We start from the raw sequence: 16,982 nt of genomic DNA on the forward strand, positions 1-16,982 counted from the left end.
TTCTAAACACAAGAAACGCTTGGATACTAATAATCTCCAAGCGTTTTGCTTTTCTGTATTATAAACCCCTACGCATTTATCATTTCCAAAGCACGGGCAAGGGATGATGTTGTTGTTATATCTTCAAAATCCAATCCAAGCTGGATCGCTGTTTGCGCAATCTCCGGTCTTATGCCAGATAAAATAGATTTTACACCAAGAAGCTTTAATGCACTAATTAAATGGAAAATTTCATGGGCTACCATCGTATCAATAATGGCAACACCTGATAAATCGATACAAAGCTGCTCGATTCTTCTCTCAGCACATTGAGTTAACGTATTCTCTAAAATTAATTTCGCCCTCGCTGTATCAATATCGCCTATTAAAGGTAATAAGGCCGTGTTATTTTCAAGAGAAATAATCGGCGAGCTTAATTCATTGATCATTTGTTTTTGTGCTTCCAGCTGTTTTATTGTGTTTTTATGCGCTTCATCAATGTATATGTATATCGATAAATTCACGACTCTTCCGACAATTTCAATCCAGTTGAGCAATTGATCGATACTAATTTTATCCGTATTATCATGATAGAATTTTTTAATATAGGAGAGATAAACATCCTTCGTTTTATTAAATTCTCTAACAACATAATGGACAGGTGTCGTTAAATGCTTTTGGTCTCTAGCAAGCTCTTCGGACCATTTTTTAAATTCGCTGAAAAACTGTAATTCTTCTTCAATAAAAAGCGTATGCAGGTGAAGAAAGTAATCCTGATTTTGTTCCTTTAAGGTTTGAATAATTTTAGGATCATGACTGGAATAAATGGATTCAGGGTCTTGATCATCAACCTTTTGATACCAGTCTTCTGACATTTGCCAAGAATTCTCTACTAAAAATTGATATAAATCACGGTTTCGATGCATGTATTGTCTCTCTCCCAAAACGTATTGTTTATTTTACAAGTGAATGTTTGAATGCGTAAATAACTGCTTGAGTTCGGTCCTGAACCTCAAGCTTGCTCAAAATGTTACTAACATGTGTTTTTGCTGTTTTTAATGCAATAAACAATTCATCAGCTATTTCTTGATTTGTTTTGCCTTCAGCCATCAACATTAAAATTTCCATTTCCCTTGCTGTTAATTGTTCATGAGGGTGGGTTACATCCTTTTGGCGCATTTTCATCATCATTTTGCCGGTTACCTCCGGCTCTAGAATCGATTGTCCATGATAGGTAGCACGAATTGCCCCTGCTATTTCGCTTGCCTTTGATGTTTTTAATAAGTAACTCGTTGCACCTGCTTCAAGTGCCGGATATACTTTCTCATCATCTAGAAAACTTGTGACAATAATGATTTTCGCATCAGGCCATGCTTCAATGATTTGCCTTGTTGCTTCAATTCCGTCCATTTCCTTCATCACTAAATCCATTAATATAACGTCTGGGCGAAGATCCAGGCAAAGCTCCACACCCTTTTTGCCATTATCCGCTTCGCCAATGACCTCGATGTCCGGCTGAGCAGATAAATAGGCAGAAACCCCAATACGCACCATTTCATGGTCATCTACAAAAACGACTTTAATCATGTTCATCATCCTTACTTAAAAGTACAGGAACCTTTACCTCAAGACGGGTTCCCTTATTCTTTAAGCTAACAATCTTCAACGTGCCGCCAATTTCAACCGCCCTTTCATGCATATTTTGCAATCCATAGGAACCAGTTTTTTCTTCCTCCACTTCAAAGCCCACACCATTGTCAGAAACACGCATAATCACAAAATCATCGCGCTTGATTAATAGAACATCGAGACTTGTTGCTTTTGCATGGCGCAGGGTGTTTGATACAGATTCCTGAAGAATCCGAAATAAATGATCCTCAACCCCTTTATCAAGAGGAATCGGCTCCACCTTCCATTTAATATTCATTGAAACCTTTTGCATTAATTCTACCAAAAGCTCTTGAACTCCTTCTTGAAGAGATTTCCCGTTTAAAGCAGCTGGTCGCAAATGCAAAAGCAATGCCCTCATTTCAAGCTGTGATTGGTGAATGGTTTCTTCAATTAATTTCAGCTGCTTTGTCTCCCTGTCGTCTGATAATGGTCTTGACTCCGTAATTGCCGACATCATCATCGAGGCTGCAAAAAGCTGCTGACTGACCGAGTCATGAAGCTCGCGCGCTAAGCGATTTCTTTCCTGTGAAATCATCTCCTGGATTCTTTTTTCTTGATCCTCCGCTTTCTCATTTGCCAGCTTTTGCGATAGCTTTGTTTGTTCTAGCATATGTTTTTGGATGCTTTCAATTTTAACCCAAATTTCGTGGATCTCAGGAATGGCCGCCTGCGGTTCATCTGGTACCGGTCGGCCCTTTTCCACTTCTCTTACAGCGGTTTCAACCACATGAAACTGCTTTTTCCAAAGATATCCTGAAAAGCCTCCATAACAAACTCCTAGTAAAATGCTTAAACTAGGAACAATGTAAATAAAGGGTAAATCCATGACCGTCCTCACCCAAAGTGAACTCCAGCTTTCCAAAGGATAAGCAATAAAGAAAAACACCGAAAGGAGAAGGAATAGGACAAGCGAAAAAATCGCACCAATAAGAATTTGCCGCTGCATGATGGTCATACCCGCTTCACCTCAAGCTTCCCAGTAATCATCGAGGTGATAAGCTTTACTTTCTGTTCGGCTTGATCATATTCAGCTGTTTCATAAACAATTAGCTCATTAATGACTCTTTCCTCTTGATCTTGTAATATCGTTACAGTTCCAGCCAAAATAGAATGGTTTACATGAACGCCAACCTCATAAGGAACGAGAATTTGCACATTTCCAATCAAGCTTCTAATGGAAATAATCGCCTCGCTATTCGGTAATACGGTATCACTTAAATCGATAACTGTATTCCCTACTCCAACCTGAATATTGACATCATCCCATTCATATACATGTTCAGGTGATTTTTGACTGCCAAAGAATTTATTATCAAATATCTTTTGTCGCTTTATAAAACGGTCAGACCTTGTTTCAGATTCAAATCCATCATCTACAGTGATCGGCTTAATTTGCTTAGGCTGCTTCTGCGATTGGAAAAATTGAACGATAAGATACAGAAGAACAACACAGAGAAAGTAACGAAAGGTGATCATATTTAACACCGTTACAATGAGCCAGATCCAACCGATCCAAAAGAAGATCTTGCCCATCATTCGCGGCTTCCACTTCTTCCCTAAATAAATACAGCCAATCGATAAAACAAATGTAATAATAAGACCTCCATTAAAAAACGAAACCTCTAACAAAAGAAGGAGAATTCCAATTAAAAGAATCCAGTTTACATAATCTGATTTCATATTTTTCAACATAAGATGTCTCCTCCCTCCATTAAAACTAAAGCGTTAGCAGCCTGGTAAGCCATATGCAAATAAGACGCTTCATAATAGAAAGAAGAAATTTCTCTTCGATTATGAAACCTCCTATGATGGTTAAGAAATGCGCAAGGCGCCCTCCTATCGGCAATAAGCATAAGGCGAATAGGAATAGAAGGTGTTCTTTACCTCCAATTCCTATTTGACTAGACCCAAGAGCCGATGGCGCCTGGAGCTAGACACTAAAACTAAGTACAAAAAGTTATACTTTAAACTTTAAATAAGGCGCAGAAACCTACGCCTTATTAGGATACCATATTTTTTATGATGAAATAGAAGCGGTTTGCTCATTTTCTAGCTGCTTTTCAAGCTGGGCAATGCGGGCATCAATCGTGTTGCGGTGATAGGCAGAATTCACTTGATGCTCTAAGCGATCAAGATAGCTTTCCATTTCTTCAAATCTGGAGAATGCCTTTGTCGAATAGCTATTGTTCTCAACCACTTTATTCATACGATGGTGCGCGCGGGCGATATTTTCTCTGCCCATTAGCTCCATTCGCTTAAGATGCATATCCTTTAGCTTATGCTTCATTTCAGCATACTTTTGTTCTAACTCTTCAAGCTGGCGATTTGTTTGCTCGCTTGACTCTTTTAAGCGTGCGATTCGCTCCTCATAATATGTTTGCTCTTTAACAGCAAATTCATAAAGCTCTGTTTCCCCTGCTTTCGAAGCAATTTCAGCTTGATATTTACGCTTTTCAGCTAAATTCACAGCCTCCTTATACTCACGGCGAAACTCTTCTTTTAATAAATATTGACGCTCTACCAGTTGACGAACCTTTTCCGTTTCATTCTCACATTGCCTTAAATAATGATTTAGTACTGAAATTGGATTTTTTTGTTCCTTTTGGTCCAATGCTTCATGTAAATCAGCTGCAATCGTATCTTTTATTCTTGTAAATAGATTAGCCATTATATTCTCTCCTTTAATGTTGATATTGAACTCTTTATTTCCTAGCCAAATTGGCAAACCCGCCAATTGGTTACTAAGTGAATTAGTAATTCCCTTTTAATTCATTCCACTCTTTTTCAAAATTCGTGAATGGATCATCATCTTCGACAAGTTTTGCTTTCGCTGGTTTTTTCCAGTTTTTATAGACCACATATAAAACATACACGGCAACAAATCCTAAAATAGCTGGCAGATTTGAAGCAGATGCGAACAATGCAATAACGCCAATGATCGCTAATACAACTTTATTGAAGGTTGAGTTTGTTTTAATAAAGCCTTTGTATGCAAAGTACATAATTATAAGGCTAATCGCTAAAGCAATCATTGGGGCAAGATTTGACAGCAACACAATCACTGCCACCCCGCCTAAAAGTAAGTAACCAAATTTCTTCATGTCTTTTTCCTCCTTTCAACAATGTGTTCGTTTCTATGTCTCTATCTTATCTACTTTTCATTATCCCTATAACGAGCGCAGGCTTTATTTTCATCTAAGCCTTGAGACGTAGTGCTTCATATATGTGGAATTTCCTTTTTCAACCAGACCTTTTTAGCATTTAGGTTTTTTTTAGGTGAATTTGGTGAAAATTAGATGTATAAAGTGAATGCTTTAAAGGAGGGTCTTGATATGACCAATGAATTTCCTCAGGGAAAAATGCCATATGACGTAGAACCATTTTGGAGAAAGTCAGCAACGCTTCCTAGCTTTCCCCCTCTAAAAATTGATACTGAAGTAGATGTTGCTATTGTCGGGGGCGGAATAACAGGTATTACTACCGCCTATTTATTAACGAAGCAAGGATTTAAGGTTGCTGTTATCGAAGCCAGCCAGGTGCTTAACGGTACAACGGGGCATACAACGGCAAAGGTCACTGCCCAGCATGGACTGCTCTATGATGAACTGATTCAGCATATGGGTGAAGAAAGAGCAAAGCAATATTATGACGCGAATGCAGATGCGCTGCAATTTGTTCGTCAAACGATTCAAGAGTTGAAAATTGACTGTGATTTAACAGAAGAGGACGCCTATATGTATGCGGTAAGTGATGAGTATAAGCGTAAAATTACGAAGGAATACAATGCATATCAAAGGCTCGGCATCCCAAGCGAATTTAAAAAGGACATTCCATTGCCAATTGATATTAAGGGTGTTCTGGTCATGAAAAACCAAGGGCAATTCCACCCGTTAAAATATTTAACAGGCCTTGTAAATGAAATCACAAACGCTGGCGGGGAAATCTATGAGCAAACAACAGCGATTAATATTGATGAAAATACGCCAAAGCCAATGATTATTACCCGTGAAGGCCGCCGTATTACTTGCAAGTATGCGATCTCCTGCTCACATTTCCCATTTTTTGATGGGAAAGGGTTTTATTTTACGAAACTGCATGCTGAACGCTCCTATGTATTAGGTGTATTAACGAAGCACGATTTCCCCGGAGGCATGTACTATAGCGCGGATTCACCTGCCCGTTCCTTACGATATACGCCAATGGACGGGAAAAAGCTTGTGTTAATTAGCGGTGATGGTCATAAAACAGGCCAAGGGACATCAACACATAAGCACTATAAAGCCCTTGAAGAATTCGGGGAGTCTGTATTAGGTATTGAGGAAATCAAATATCGCTGGTCTGCACAAGATCTTTATACCCTTGATAAAGTGCCGTATGTTGGAGCCATTACCTCCAATAAGCCAAATATCCTCGTTGCAACAGGCTACCGAAAATGGGGAATGTCAAATTCAACGGCTGCTGCCAAATTACTTACCGATCTTGTATTAGAAAGGGAAAATCCGTACAAAGATTTATATGATCCTTCCCGTTTTTATGCCGATCCGAGCATCAAAAAATTCCTTATGCAGAATTTAGATGTAGCCGGTCATTTAATCGAAGGGAAAATTGATATAGCAGACAAACGGATTGAGGACATCGGAAATGACGAAGGATCTGTCGTGGTCGTAAATGGCAAACGTGCCGGCTGCTATAAAGACGCTGAAGGGAATATCAATCTGGTCGACACAACCTGTACCCATATGGGCTGTGAAGTTGAGTGGAACAGCGGTGACCGTACATGGGACTGCCCATGCCACGGCTCGAGATTTTCTGTTCAAGGTGATGTTGTGGAAGGACCGGCAAAGAAACCGTTGAAAAAGGTTGATTTGAATTAATTATTTCGGAATATCTTAAAGGTCACATAGAATTAGTTAGAACAATTTTTTTCATGAATACTTCCAAAAAAGAATAACGGCCTTAGACTTTGCTAACTTCCTACTCTCACAATACTGTTAGCTAAGTCACTGGCCGTAACATTCTTTTGTGTTGCTGATCATCACCAAGAGGCTTAATTCACTCACTTTATTAGCTAGGTTAACACAATATCAGTTGAGAAAAATTATAGCTATACTGCTTCTTGTCTATTTCTCCAGAATTACTTCTATTAAAATAAAAGATAATATAATACTTCAGATATCAAACGTGTAAAAGCTCTTTTTCATTTAATTCCACATTTAATAATTTCTTAATTATATCCAATATTGTTTCGTCCTTTTCAATTCGATTTCCCTGTTTATCAAACACCATTAATTTATCAAATGAAAATTGCACTTCTACAAATTTGCCAATTTCATCCCAGCAACTCTGTGTTCTAATATTTAAATTCCCAACCTTTGTTTTTACGCGATAAATGGTTTCACCCCCAAGCTGCTCTGTTGTAAGAATTTCTCCAGAAAGAATGGCATCGCTGTTAAAATCGTTCTTATTCAAAATAGTAATATCTTCAGGGCGAATACCGATATATATATTATCAAATTCAATAATATTTGTCGGCGGTGAGCCAATAAATTGTGCGACAAATAAATTGGCCGGATTCGTATAAATCTCTTTCGGTGTGCCTTGCTGCATGATTTCTCCTTGATTCATAATAATGATATAGGAACCCATTGACATTGCTTCTACTTGATCATGAGTAACATATAAAAACGTTGTTTTCAACTGTTGATGCAAGTCAATTAACTCTTGTCTCATTTGATTTCTTAGTTTAGCGTCTAAGTTTGAAAGGGGTTCATCCATTAAAAAGGCATGGGGACGCTTCACAATGGCACGGGCAAGAGCAACACGCTGCCGTTGTCCGCCTGATAATTGAGCAGGACGTTTATTCGCATGTTCTGTAAGTTCAACCATGTTTAAGACATTTTGTATGATTTCTTCTCGCTCATGTTTAGGTACTTTTTTAATTTTCAGCCCATATTCGATATTCTTATATACAGTCATATGAGGATATAGGGCATAGTTTTGGAAGACCATCGCAATATTTCGATCTTTTGGTTCAGCGTATGTGACATCTTCGTCATTAATAAGCAAGCTCCCGCTTGTCGGTTCTTCAAGCCCCGCAATAATTCTTAATAACGTTGATTTTCCACAACCTGAAGGACCGAGTAAAATCGTAAACGAGCCGTCTTGAATTTCTACATCAATACCTTTTAATATTTCATTAGAATGAAAGGATTTTTTTATATGATTGATCGTTATTTTACCCATTTTCCCAACTCCTAAAGTAGGCTTAAACAATATTGAATAGATTATTTAATTCCAAATTTTACAAAAGAATCAACTATTTGTCTCTGTAATACAAGATAAATAATGAGGATAGGAAGACAAGAAACTGTTGTCGCTGCCATAAGTGAACCCCACATATTAACATCTGAATTAACGAATGATTTCAATCCGATTTGGATTGGCGCATTTTCCATCTGCTTCGTTATTAACATTGGCCATAAATATTCATTCCACCCGTTAATAAACAATAAAATTCCGAGAGATGCGACCGTTGATTTCATATTTGGTAATATCACATGAAGTAAGATACCGAAATCACTTTCTCCATCAAGTCTGGCTGCCTCAATAAGCGCAACAGGAAATGCTTTAAAGCTTTGATAAAGTGATAGAATCGCAAAGGTTGACACGGCAAATGGCAATACCACTCCTACTAATTGTTCATTCAATCCCATTTGGTTAATAAGCACGTAGTTTGGAATCATAATCGCTTGAAAAGGAATTAACCATGATAAGCTAAGCAATGTATAAATAAAAAAGCTTCCTTTAAATTTCCAACGTACAAGCGCGTAACCAGCTAAAAGGCTCGTGATAAGCTGAAGTACCGTCATAAGGATTGAAATAATAAATGAATTAAACATCATTCTAACAATCGGCATTTCCGAAAAAGCATAAACATAGTTTTCAATCGTAGGTTTTAAAGGAATAAATGAAGCAGTAAAAATCTCTGATTCATTCTTGAACGATGAAATAAGCATCCAATAGATAGGAAAAATGGCAATGATACACATGATAATCATTAAAAGATGTTGAATGACACTTAAAAGCTTTCCTTTCCTTCTCATTTTCATAACCTCCCATCTTAATTATCATAAAATGCAAATTTTCTAGAAACATAATTAAGTACTAATGCGATGATTGCGAAAACGAAAAAGAACAAGATCGCAGCCGCTGAACTCAAACCAGCATTCAAATTTGAAAACCCATATTTATACATTTCATAATAGATATTTGTTGATGAGCCAAAAGGTCCTCCTGCTGTTAAAATATCAATATAGGCAAAGGTAAACTGACTTGAAAATAGAATGCTCATCGTCAGCATAAAAAGAATCGTTGGCGATAATAAAGGTAATGTAATATCGATAAAACGTTTTAACCTGCTTGAACCATCTAAAGCTGCTGCCTCATAATAGTCTTTATTTATACTTGTTAAAGCAGCGGAAAACATAATTGTACTAAAACCAATTAAACTCCAACCGGTCATAAATAAGATAATCCACTTAGCAAAGCGAGGATCTGAGAAAAACGAAATATTGGTGTCCGTTAACCCTGTTTTCAATAGAAAAATATTCACTAAACCATTGCTGGGATGAAATAACCATCTCCAAATTGCACTTACCGTAACCGGTGCTAAAATCATTGGAATAAAAAAGATAGTGCGATACACATTTTTTATTTTCCCAGTCATACCATGTGTGGCAACCGCCAAAAACAATGGAATGATAATGGAGAAAGGAAGTAAACCAATCGTATAAAAGATTGTATTTTCGATTGATATTAGAAAATCCTTCGTATTGAATAAACGGATGAAGTTTTCTAACCCTACAGGTTCAGGTGTTGTTCCTGGTACCATGCTCCACTTTTGAAAGGCTAAAAAGAACGTTGTTATTAACGGCTTATACATCCAGATGCCAAGCAATAAAAGAGCCGGAAGTAAATAAAAATATGGTTTGAGCGTAATGCTTTTCTTGGCTTTTTTCGACACACTTTTTCTAATAACAGGGGTTTTATTGGACAATGGCGGCTGATAATTATTTTCGAGTGATCTACTCATACCGTTTCCCTTCTTTATTAAAAAATGTTGGAAAGTGCTGTAAAAATCAAGTTTATTTTTACAGCACTTTTCTCACAAAAAATCTTTATTTGATCATGTCGTTAATTTGATTTTCTGCTTCTGTTAACGTCTCTGCTACATCTGCATCTGTTGATATTGATTTTACAATCGCATCCGTAAAGATTGATGTAGATTCAGTTGCATATTCTCCCGGCCAGATAGCCACTGGGTGCATTTGTTCTAATTGTTTAAGATTAATTTTATATAACGGATTTTTATCAACGAAATCTTTTAAATAGTTAGGGTCATCTGCAAGTCCCGTACGTAAAGGCAAGTAACCTATTTCTGAAGTGATAATCGTATACCCTTCATTACCAGTTACATACTTGATAAACTCCCATACCGCCGCATTTTTTTCTGGCGAATCAGGTCTTACCGCTAATGCACTTCCTGAGTTTACGGGTACTGATGGTTTATCGCCAAATTGTGGAAGTCCAGCACCGTATAATTTCCAGCCGCCAGCTTCAGCAGCTTTGGTGAAACCGCTATGCAGAGCTGTTGATGTAATAAACATACCTAAGTTACCAGCCATAAATTGTTCCGGCAATTCCGCATCAGTACCTACTGCATGAGATCCATTTTTATAGAGATCCTTCCACATTTCAATTGCTTCAACGCTTTCTTTACTCGCAAACGTTGCTTCTTTTCTATCCTTAGAAATCACTTCGCCATCATTACTTAATATAATCCCTTCTGTAGTCCAACCGTTATTTGGAGCTAGACCAAAACCATCTTTTCCAGTTTCTTCTTTAATTTTTAACGAATACTCTTTTACTTCTTCCCATGTTTTAGGCGGATTGTTTGGGTCTAAGCCAGCTTCTTCAAATAGTTTTCCATTGATGAATACAATTGGCGTACTAAATGTGAAGGCTAATCCATACATCTTTCCATCAATTTTTCCTAATTCTAATGCATTAGGAGCAATACCTTCGAAATGTTGTTCCAATTCATCTTTTGGGAAAACATCTTCATATGCTTTTAAGCCAAGAGTTTCTTTCGAATTATCTAAAGTTGAAAATGTATGTTGGATAACATCTACTTGTTTTCCTGCTGCGATATCTGCCTTAAATTGCTGAAAAGATTGATCAGCTACTCCCTCTACAATCACTCCTTTTTCCTTCCCAACCGTGTCATTAAATTCTTGAATTAAATGCTCTACGCCCGCTTTCATTGTTGGATAAGCTAAACTATAAGAATAGAACGTAATTTTCGTTGGATTGTTTGGATCTAATTTTCCTAATTCTGCTTGATTTGAAGTTTCTGATGATGTTGCACATGCACTCAATACCGAGATAACTAAAGCTAAGACAATAAACAGTGAAAAAAACTTTTTAGTAGATTTCATTAGAAATGTCCTTTCTTTCCATAAATTTAATGGTTAGTTGTGTTGTAATGCCTGCAATGAAAAGCTTAAAATTGTGTTAATATCATCAGGGAATCTTACAGTTTGAACAGCAAGTCCATTTTCATCAACTGTACATAAGCTAAAACCTGTCCGATCATTCAAATGCATGCTTTCATTACCAATATTCACGCCAAATGCCGTACCATCTGCAGTAGATAGCAGAATTTTGCCATAAGAGCTTACTTTATTCTGATGAGTATGTCCGCTTAACACGGCAATGACATCTGTATCATGAATGATGTTAAGAACATCTTTAGAATTAGTCAGAGCGTGGCCATCGATCACTTCACCTGCTTCAAGCGGATGATGAACGACTACTATACTGCCATTTTCAGTTGGTGTTTTTAACACATTGGCGAGCCAATCCAGCTGATTTGAATCAATCATACCGACGCCGCTATGATCATGGCTTGAATCTAGGACAATCAATCTGTATCCATTAATAGCCGTTTCATAGAATAGTTTATCGGAACAATTTGCTTTCCCTTCGTAACCATCCCAATATGCAGCTGTAACATCATGGTTGCCAAGAGCGGTATAAACAGGGATATCTTCCACATGGTCCTCGATGATTCGTTTAAAGTATGCATAATCACTTGCATTACCCTCATGTACCAAATCTCCGCTAATTAAAATGAAATCAGGCTTTTGCGTAAAAGATTTAATATGATCTAAAATTTTTATGAAAAAATCAGTTGGATTACCATTCGGCCCATCGACTTTTTCTAGTAAACTGCCTTTATAGCTTTGCAAAATATGTGTATCTGTTAGATGAAGAAAAGTAAGTTTATTCATTTTATATTCCTCCAGTTTTATTAGATAAAGATAAATGGCTCATTTATTTTGTTCTTACTTGCAATATAACGGCGATTTAATCAAGACAATAATCTCTAATTCTTTCACGTATTACTTGTGTTATGCCTAATTCCTCTGAAAGATATGTTTCGAAATCTCCGTATGTACTAACGATCGAATCGATCGCCGCTTTTAGATAATCTTCTTGCAGTAGCAGTGCATCTCTAAATCGGGCAAGTCCTTCTTCGGAAACATGCATCCCCGCTTCATCAAACATTTTGTTATGAAAATCTTCTAACGCATGGTTAGATAGAAGGAAATCCTCGACGACCGTTTCATATGGGACACCAAGAGTTAAAAGGATAAGCATCGCACCTACTCCTGTGCGGTCTCGTCCACCCGTACAATGATGAACAAGAGGCAAATTCTCTTCTGGATTTTTGAGAAGTGTCATAAGCCTTTTGTAAGACGCATTTTGAATCGGCAATTTCGCATACAAATTTATGAACATCTCTTTCGTGAATAGCTTGTAATACTCCCTTTTAACCATTTCTTCCGAAGATGCTTGTGCTGAAATCTGATCCTCAGTATGAGCTGGAATTCGCTCGTTTTTGGCTTGTCCGATCATCGGATCCGGCTTTCTATCTGCTTCAGCATTGTCACGATAATCAAATACATACTTTAGATTTAATGTTTCTAAATATGTTTTATCTTCTTCCGTTAATCCTGTTAATTCCGCTGCTCGGAACAAAATTCCCTTTTTTATCCTCCTCCCATCTAATGTTGCTAAGCCACCCATATCACGAAAATTGACAACACCTTTCAGAGGCAATAAACACTGCAGCTCCATCGTTTCTTCTGTCATTTAGATCACCTCTTTGATTTTTCATTAACGGTAAATTTTTCTAATGTCGAAGCTCCATTCAGATCAATGACATGAAAGTTCGTTTCCCCATTTCTAACTGTTACCCAGAGAATATGATCAATGGACCCCACCGCTTCACCGTGCCAACATGCACCTGTTCTTCCCATTTGAATATGATCGCGGCCATTTCTTTTCATAACTTCTAACTGATGAAGATGTCCTGCAAACATCGTGTATTTTCTGTCTTTGAGCATTTCCTCAAGACGTTGAAACTGAGTGTCTTTTGTTTTCCATGCCGGCTTATGCATTAATACAAAAGTTTGGTTTACATCTTGGTTTTCTTTAAGTACATTTTCAAAAAAGGCAAGTTGTTTATCACTAATATTGGGATGATTCCCTTTTTCAAGATCTTCCTTTGAAGCCTTACTCATCATTTGATTGAAAAATTCTTGAACGTGCTCCTTTGATTTTTCCGGCTCACGTTTAACATCTTCAGTCACCTTTCGAAATACCTCGAGAAAGTCTCCTGACATTCCCTCTGGCGACTCTTCCGTATTAACAAATAAAAATAATGCATCATGATAGCGGAACGCATAATATTCAAAACCTTTACGTTCCCGCCAAACCTTTACCATCGTTTCATTTCCATAATCATGATTTCCAACAACGTGGAAAAATGGCAGGTCAAGTTTTGTTAACAAATGATCAACATAATCCCACTCTTCATGTGCTTCTGCTTCATTATTCCAATAGCCTTCAATTAAATCTCCCACAGATAATACGAAATCCGGCTTTAACACTTGAACAAGCTCAAGCCCTTTTTCAAAGACACCTGGAGTTGTAATCCCGCAACGGTCACCAACTACTGCAAACGAATAATCCCCTGTCTTTGTGGGCTTCAAATCACTAAACCATGGGCGCTTATCAGTAGAAACATTTTCGAAATAAATCTCTACCGCTTTTTTTTGATCAGTTAACGTATACATTTGTATTCTCCTTTTCAATATCAATCAATCTTTTGCCAGTATATCAGTAGCATGTTAATAGAATGTTAAAGGGATGTTAATTATCATTTTGCAAATATTAATAATTGTTTAAACATAAAGAAGTTTGTAAAATTTTGTGGTTTGTCTTAATTAAAAGCTGTCAAATAGGTATAATTGAATGATAAGCTTTTTATCTTCCATGGCGAATTACATAATTTGATAGGAAAATACTTGTAAAATCCCTATATTTTTTATAGCTATAGTTGAAAGGAAATTGAAATATGTCTACATCTTTAATTGATACTGCTTATACAACCATCCGACAAAAAATTCTATCTTGTGAATATATGCCAGGAAGTCTGTTATCCATATATAAGTTGGCAGAAGAACTGGAAATGAGTAGGACTCCGATTTCCAATGCGATTGCACGCTTGGAATTAGAAGGTCTTGTCGTAGCATTAAAAAATCGAGGAGTCATGGTAAAAGAAATTTCGACTAAAGAAATCATCGATATGTTTGAAATCATTTTTGCCCATCAAATGTATGTATTAGAATTGGTCGAACATTTCGAACATTTCACGTTCGACCTTAAAGAATTAAAGTCCATTTTAGATCAACAATTAAAAGAAAAGGAACAAGATAACTACTTTAACTATTCCAATTATTCGCTTTCATTCATTCGATGTTTTATTGCAACGGCAAAAAATAATGTAATGTTGCAAATTATGGATGATCATCGAGATAAAATTGTGATGAGTGCTGTTGCAAATTACAAGCTGTATCCACAACAAAGATATTTCTCAGGTGCTAAATATAACGGGGCAATCTATGAGGCGATATTGAATGAAAATTATGATCAGGCTAGACAAAAAATATACGAGTTTCGACAAAAAACTCGTGAACGCGTCGTAATGAATGGCTCATTTTAGATTTTAGAAGAAATGTTCAGATAAAAACGCAACGAATAGGGAACAGCCCCTTAAAATTTCGGAGGGCTGTCCCTCTTTTTGCTGTTTATTTTTAACAATAAAAATAAGCTCCTACTTTATCATGTTAACACCCATTATGGACAAACTAAAAATAACATTGATAAAAGGAGATGCTTTAGTATGAATAAGAGAAATCAAAATAAACAATCTGCGAATTCCTACGAAGGGAAAATTTATCAAAGAAAATCAGAAGCACTTTCAGAATACAATCTCACCCTCCCCGAGCAACCGGTACCCCAGCCAAAGGATTATGAGGATATCGAATATTAATCATATGTACAACCGATGATGCCATTCATTATAGCTATTATTATAATTTTTTATGGTAAAAGTGCTGTTACGTTGGAAAGTTCGCCAAACAAAAAGGCTGAATCAATAAGATTTACCCTTAGCAAAATGGGGTCTATTGATTACAGCCTCTTCCTTTATATATTTGTTACAACTAAATCAGCGCTTTTTTTCAAAACTTCTTTTGATGGTCGTTCATTATGGCTGCTATAGATTCCAGGATTAAGACCATTATTTGCAGCCGCCAGCCATGCCGGTTTACTTAAACAAGTGATATTGATTGTTGGGTCAATTGACTGGTTCGAGATACCGTATAATGCCGCTTGCTTCATAAATGTATGAACTGCATCGCTTGTTGGAAAAACAATCGATGTAATCGACGCATCCTCAATTGACCTGCGAATGATGGTTTCATACTTCTCGTCAATTGACGTTTGATACACACCTGCATAATCATGTTCACCATATTTCTCAAGCTTCCACCTTTGTTCACTATTTTCATTTGCGCCAAGGATCAATAAGCTTCCGTCATGATCCATCTCTTCTACAAAGCTTGCGAACAGTCCGAAGTTTTCCAGCAGAACAAGGGATGATGGCTGTTTAACAAACAGTTTTGCTTGTAGTTGGCGAATGTCGATTCTGTACTTCCTTAAAAGGCTGAAAAAATGAGTCACTGCCTCTGTAGTAGTGAACAGCATTCGTTTATAGGTTGCCAGCTTTTTTCTAATCGTGATCTCCAAGGTTCCTTCATCGATTTTCCACTTAGGAAATTCAATGACATCAGCACCTTGATCAGCAAACCCATTTGCCATGCTTTCCTCTTCGGCACTTCCACGAACATAAAGGATTTGCTGTCCAAATAATGGCTTTTTCTCAAACCATTTGCCTTTTTCTCTTGTTGCAACAATATCACCGACTAAGGTAATCGCCGGGTTTTCAATGTTTTCTTCCCTGACCTTTTCTACAATGGTAGAAAGCGTACCTACGACACTTTTCTGCCTGCTCCATGTCCCCCAGCGAATCACGATGACCGGTGTATCCGCCGCTTTACCGTGACGAATAAGGTTGTCACAAATATGCTCTAAGTTGGATACTCCCATATAAAAGGCAATCGTTTTGACACCTCTTGCAAGTCCTTCCCAATCGATATCAGGCTTACCGTTCTTTGACTTATCGTGTGCCGTGACCATAGCAAATGATCCTGCGAAATCCCGATGTGTAACAGGAATACCTGCATAAAGAGGAGCGGCAATACCTGAGGTGATCCCAGGTACAATTTCATAGGGTATTTGTTTATCCGCAAGAGTCTCAGCTTCTTCACCAACTCTGCCAAAAACACTTGGATCTCCGCCCTTCAGTCTGACAACTGTATAGCCGGCCAACGCTTTTTCAATAAGTGTTTTATTGATTTCATCCTGCCTCATAAAGTGGCGGTTAGGAAGCTTGCCGCAATAAATAAGTTCACAATTTGTTGGTGCATATTCAAGGAGATTTGGGTTCACTAAACGATCGTACAGGATTACATCCGCTTGTTTAATGGCCTTGATTCCCTTTAGGGTAATTAGCTCACGATCCCCTGGACCAGCACCAACTAAATATACCTTTCCTTTTCCCATTTTCTTCTTCCTCCCTTAGCTTCTATTTCCTTTTTAAAGTAAGGGAAGTGCGCTCTCTCTATATGCATAGCGATTCTATGCTAACCTTACTTTTTGTTTTAGGCTGTATTCATAAACTTTGTTGCTTTATGGATAAAGTTATCATTTCAAAATAATTGCGCCTCTTGAAGAGAGAGGTTAGAGATGAAATTTGAAGCAATCGGATAATCACCGATTGCCTCATTTCAACATTCTTA

At 37.3% G+C, this 16,982-nt stretch carries 17 protein-coding genes; 3 read left to right on the plus strand and 14 right to left on the minus strand.

What is annotated here, in order from left to right; translation table 11 throughout:
- Positions 1-68: 68 nt before the first annotated feature.
- From ACSVDH_RS29100 to ACSVDH_RS29125, 6 genes are all read right to left on the minus strand, one after another.
- Positions 69-905, minus strand: coding sequence for an STAS domain-containing protein (locus ACSVDH_RS29100; RefSeq protein WP_439252466.1), 837 nt, complete (start codon positions 903-905; stop codon positions 69-71).
- A gap of 28 nt (positions 906-933) precedes the next feature.
- Entirely contained in the window at positions 934-1,566 is a 633-nt protein-coding gene (locus tag ACSVDH_RS29105; RefSeq protein WP_299091224.1) for a response regulator transcription factor, read from the minus strand.
- A complete protein-coding gene (locus ACSVDH_RS29110) occupies positions 1,559-2,605 on the minus strand; it encodes a sensor histidine kinase (RefSeq protein WP_439252465.1) in 1,047 nt (348 codons plus the stop codon). The genes ACSVDH_RS29105 and ACSVDH_RS29110 overlap by 8 nt, the downstream gene beginning before the upstream one ends.
- A complete protein-coding gene (gene liaF / locus ACSVDH_RS29115) occupies positions 2,602-3,342 on the minus strand; it encodes a cell wall-active antibiotics response protein LiaF (RefSeq protein ID WP_439252464.1) in 741 nt (246 codons plus the stop codon). Before liaF ends, ACSVDH_RS29110 begins: the two co-directional genes overlap by 4 nt.
- A 325-nt stretch (positions 3,343-3,667) precedes the next feature.
- Positions 3,668-4,318, minus strand: a complete 651-nt coding sequence (locus ACSVDH_RS29120) for a PspA/IM30 family protein (protein ID WP_439252463.1) — start codon at positions 4,316-4,318, stop codon at positions 3,668-3,670.
- Positions 4,319-4,400: 82 nt separating this feature from the next.
- Positions 4,401-4,751 (minus strand): lmo0954 family membrane protein, encoded by a 351-nt coding sequence (locus tag ACSVDH_RS29125; protein ID WP_299091234.1) that lies wholly within the window; start codon positions 4,749-4,751, stop codon positions 4,401-4,403.
- A 231-nt stretch (positions 4,752-4,982) separates the two neighbouring features.
- Here ACSVDH_RS29125 and ACSVDH_RS29130 point away from each other — a divergent pair, with 231 nt between their 5' ends.
- Entirely contained in the window at positions 4,983-6,524 is a 1,542-nt protein-coding gene (locus tag ACSVDH_RS29130; protein WP_439252462.1) for an FAD-dependent oxidoreductase, read from the plus strand.
- Positions 6,525-6,825: 301 nt separating this feature from the next.
- Here the strand turns inward: ACSVDH_RS29130 and ACSVDH_RS29135 are convergent, their stop codons facing one another.
- From ACSVDH_RS29135 to ACSVDH_RS29165, 7 genes are all read right to left on the minus strand, one after another.
- Positions 6,826-7,893: an ABC transporter ATP-binding protein gene (locus ACSVDH_RS29135; RefSeq protein WP_439252461.1), complete on the minus strand. Its 1,068-nt coding sequence runs from the start codon at positions 7,891-7,893 to the stop codon at positions 6,826-6,828.
- 41 nt (positions 7,894-7,934) lie between these two features.
- Complete coding sequence (locus tag ACSVDH_RS29140; protein ID WP_439252460.1) at positions 7,935-8,753, minus strand: carbohydrate ABC transporter permease; 819 nt, start codon at positions 8,751-8,753, stop codon at positions 7,935-7,937.
- A gap of 17 nt (positions 8,754-8,770) precedes the next feature.
- Positions 8,771-9,742, minus strand: coding sequence for a carbohydrate ABC transporter permease (locus ACSVDH_RS29145; RefSeq protein WP_439252459.1), 972 nt, complete (start codon positions 9,740-9,742; stop codon positions 8,771-8,773).
- A gap of 85 nt (positions 9,743-9,827) precedes the next feature.
- A complete protein-coding gene (locus ACSVDH_RS29150; protein WP_439252458.1) occupies positions 9,828-11,147 on the minus strand; it encodes an ABC transporter substrate-binding protein in 1,320 nt (439 codons plus the stop codon).
- Positions 11,148-11,180: 33 nt separating this feature from the next.
- Positions 11,181-12,002, minus strand: coding sequence for a metallophosphoesterase family protein (locus tag ACSVDH_RS29155; protein WP_439252457.1), 822 nt, complete (start codon positions 12,000-12,002; stop codon positions 11,181-11,183).
- 76 nt (positions 12,003-12,078) lie between these two features.
- The gene (locus tag ACSVDH_RS29160) at positions 12,079-12,867 is read right to left on the minus strand and encodes a tyrosine-protein phosphatase (protein WP_439252456.1); all 789 of its coding nucleotides are present in this window, start codon (positions 12,865-12,867) and stop codon (positions 12,079-12,081) included.
- Between the two features lie 5 nt (positions 12,868-12,872).
- The gene (locus ACSVDH_RS29165) at positions 12,873-13,853 is read right to left on the minus strand and encodes a metallophosphoesterase family protein (protein ID WP_439252455.1); all 981 of its coding nucleotides are present in this window, start codon (positions 13,851-13,853) and stop codon (positions 12,873-12,875) included.
- A gap of 281 nt (positions 13,854-14,134) precedes the next feature.
- Here ACSVDH_RS29165 and ACSVDH_RS29170 point away from each other — a divergent pair, with 281 nt between their 5' ends.
- Positions 14,135-14,782 carry a GntR family transcriptional regulator gene (locus ACSVDH_RS29170; protein ID WP_439252454.1) on the plus strand — a complete coding sequence of 216 codons (648 nt, stop codon included), beginning with the start codon at positions 14,135-14,137 and terminating at the stop codon, positions 14,780-14,782.
- Positions 14,783-14,962: 180 nt separating this feature from the next.
- Positions 14,963-15,112 (plus strand): hypothetical protein, encoded by a 150-nt coding sequence (locus tag ACSVDH_RS29175; RefSeq protein ID WP_439252453.1) that lies wholly within the window; start codon positions 14,963-14,965, stop codon positions 15,110-15,112.
- 155 nt (positions 15,113-15,267) lie between these two features.
- Here the strand turns inward: ACSVDH_RS29175 and cobA are convergent, their stop codons facing one another.
- A complete protein-coding gene (gene cobA / locus ACSVDH_RS29180) occupies positions 15,268-16,746 on the minus strand; it encodes a uroporphyrinogen-III C-methyltransferase (protein ID WP_439252452.1) in 1,479 nt (492 codons plus the stop codon).
- Positions 16,747-16,982: the final 236 nt, after the last annotated feature.

Origin of the sequence: Metabacillus sp. Hm71 (assembly GCF_051842955.2) — a bacterium.
GTDB lineage: Bacteria > Bacillota > Bacilli > Bacillales > Bacillaceae > Metabacillus.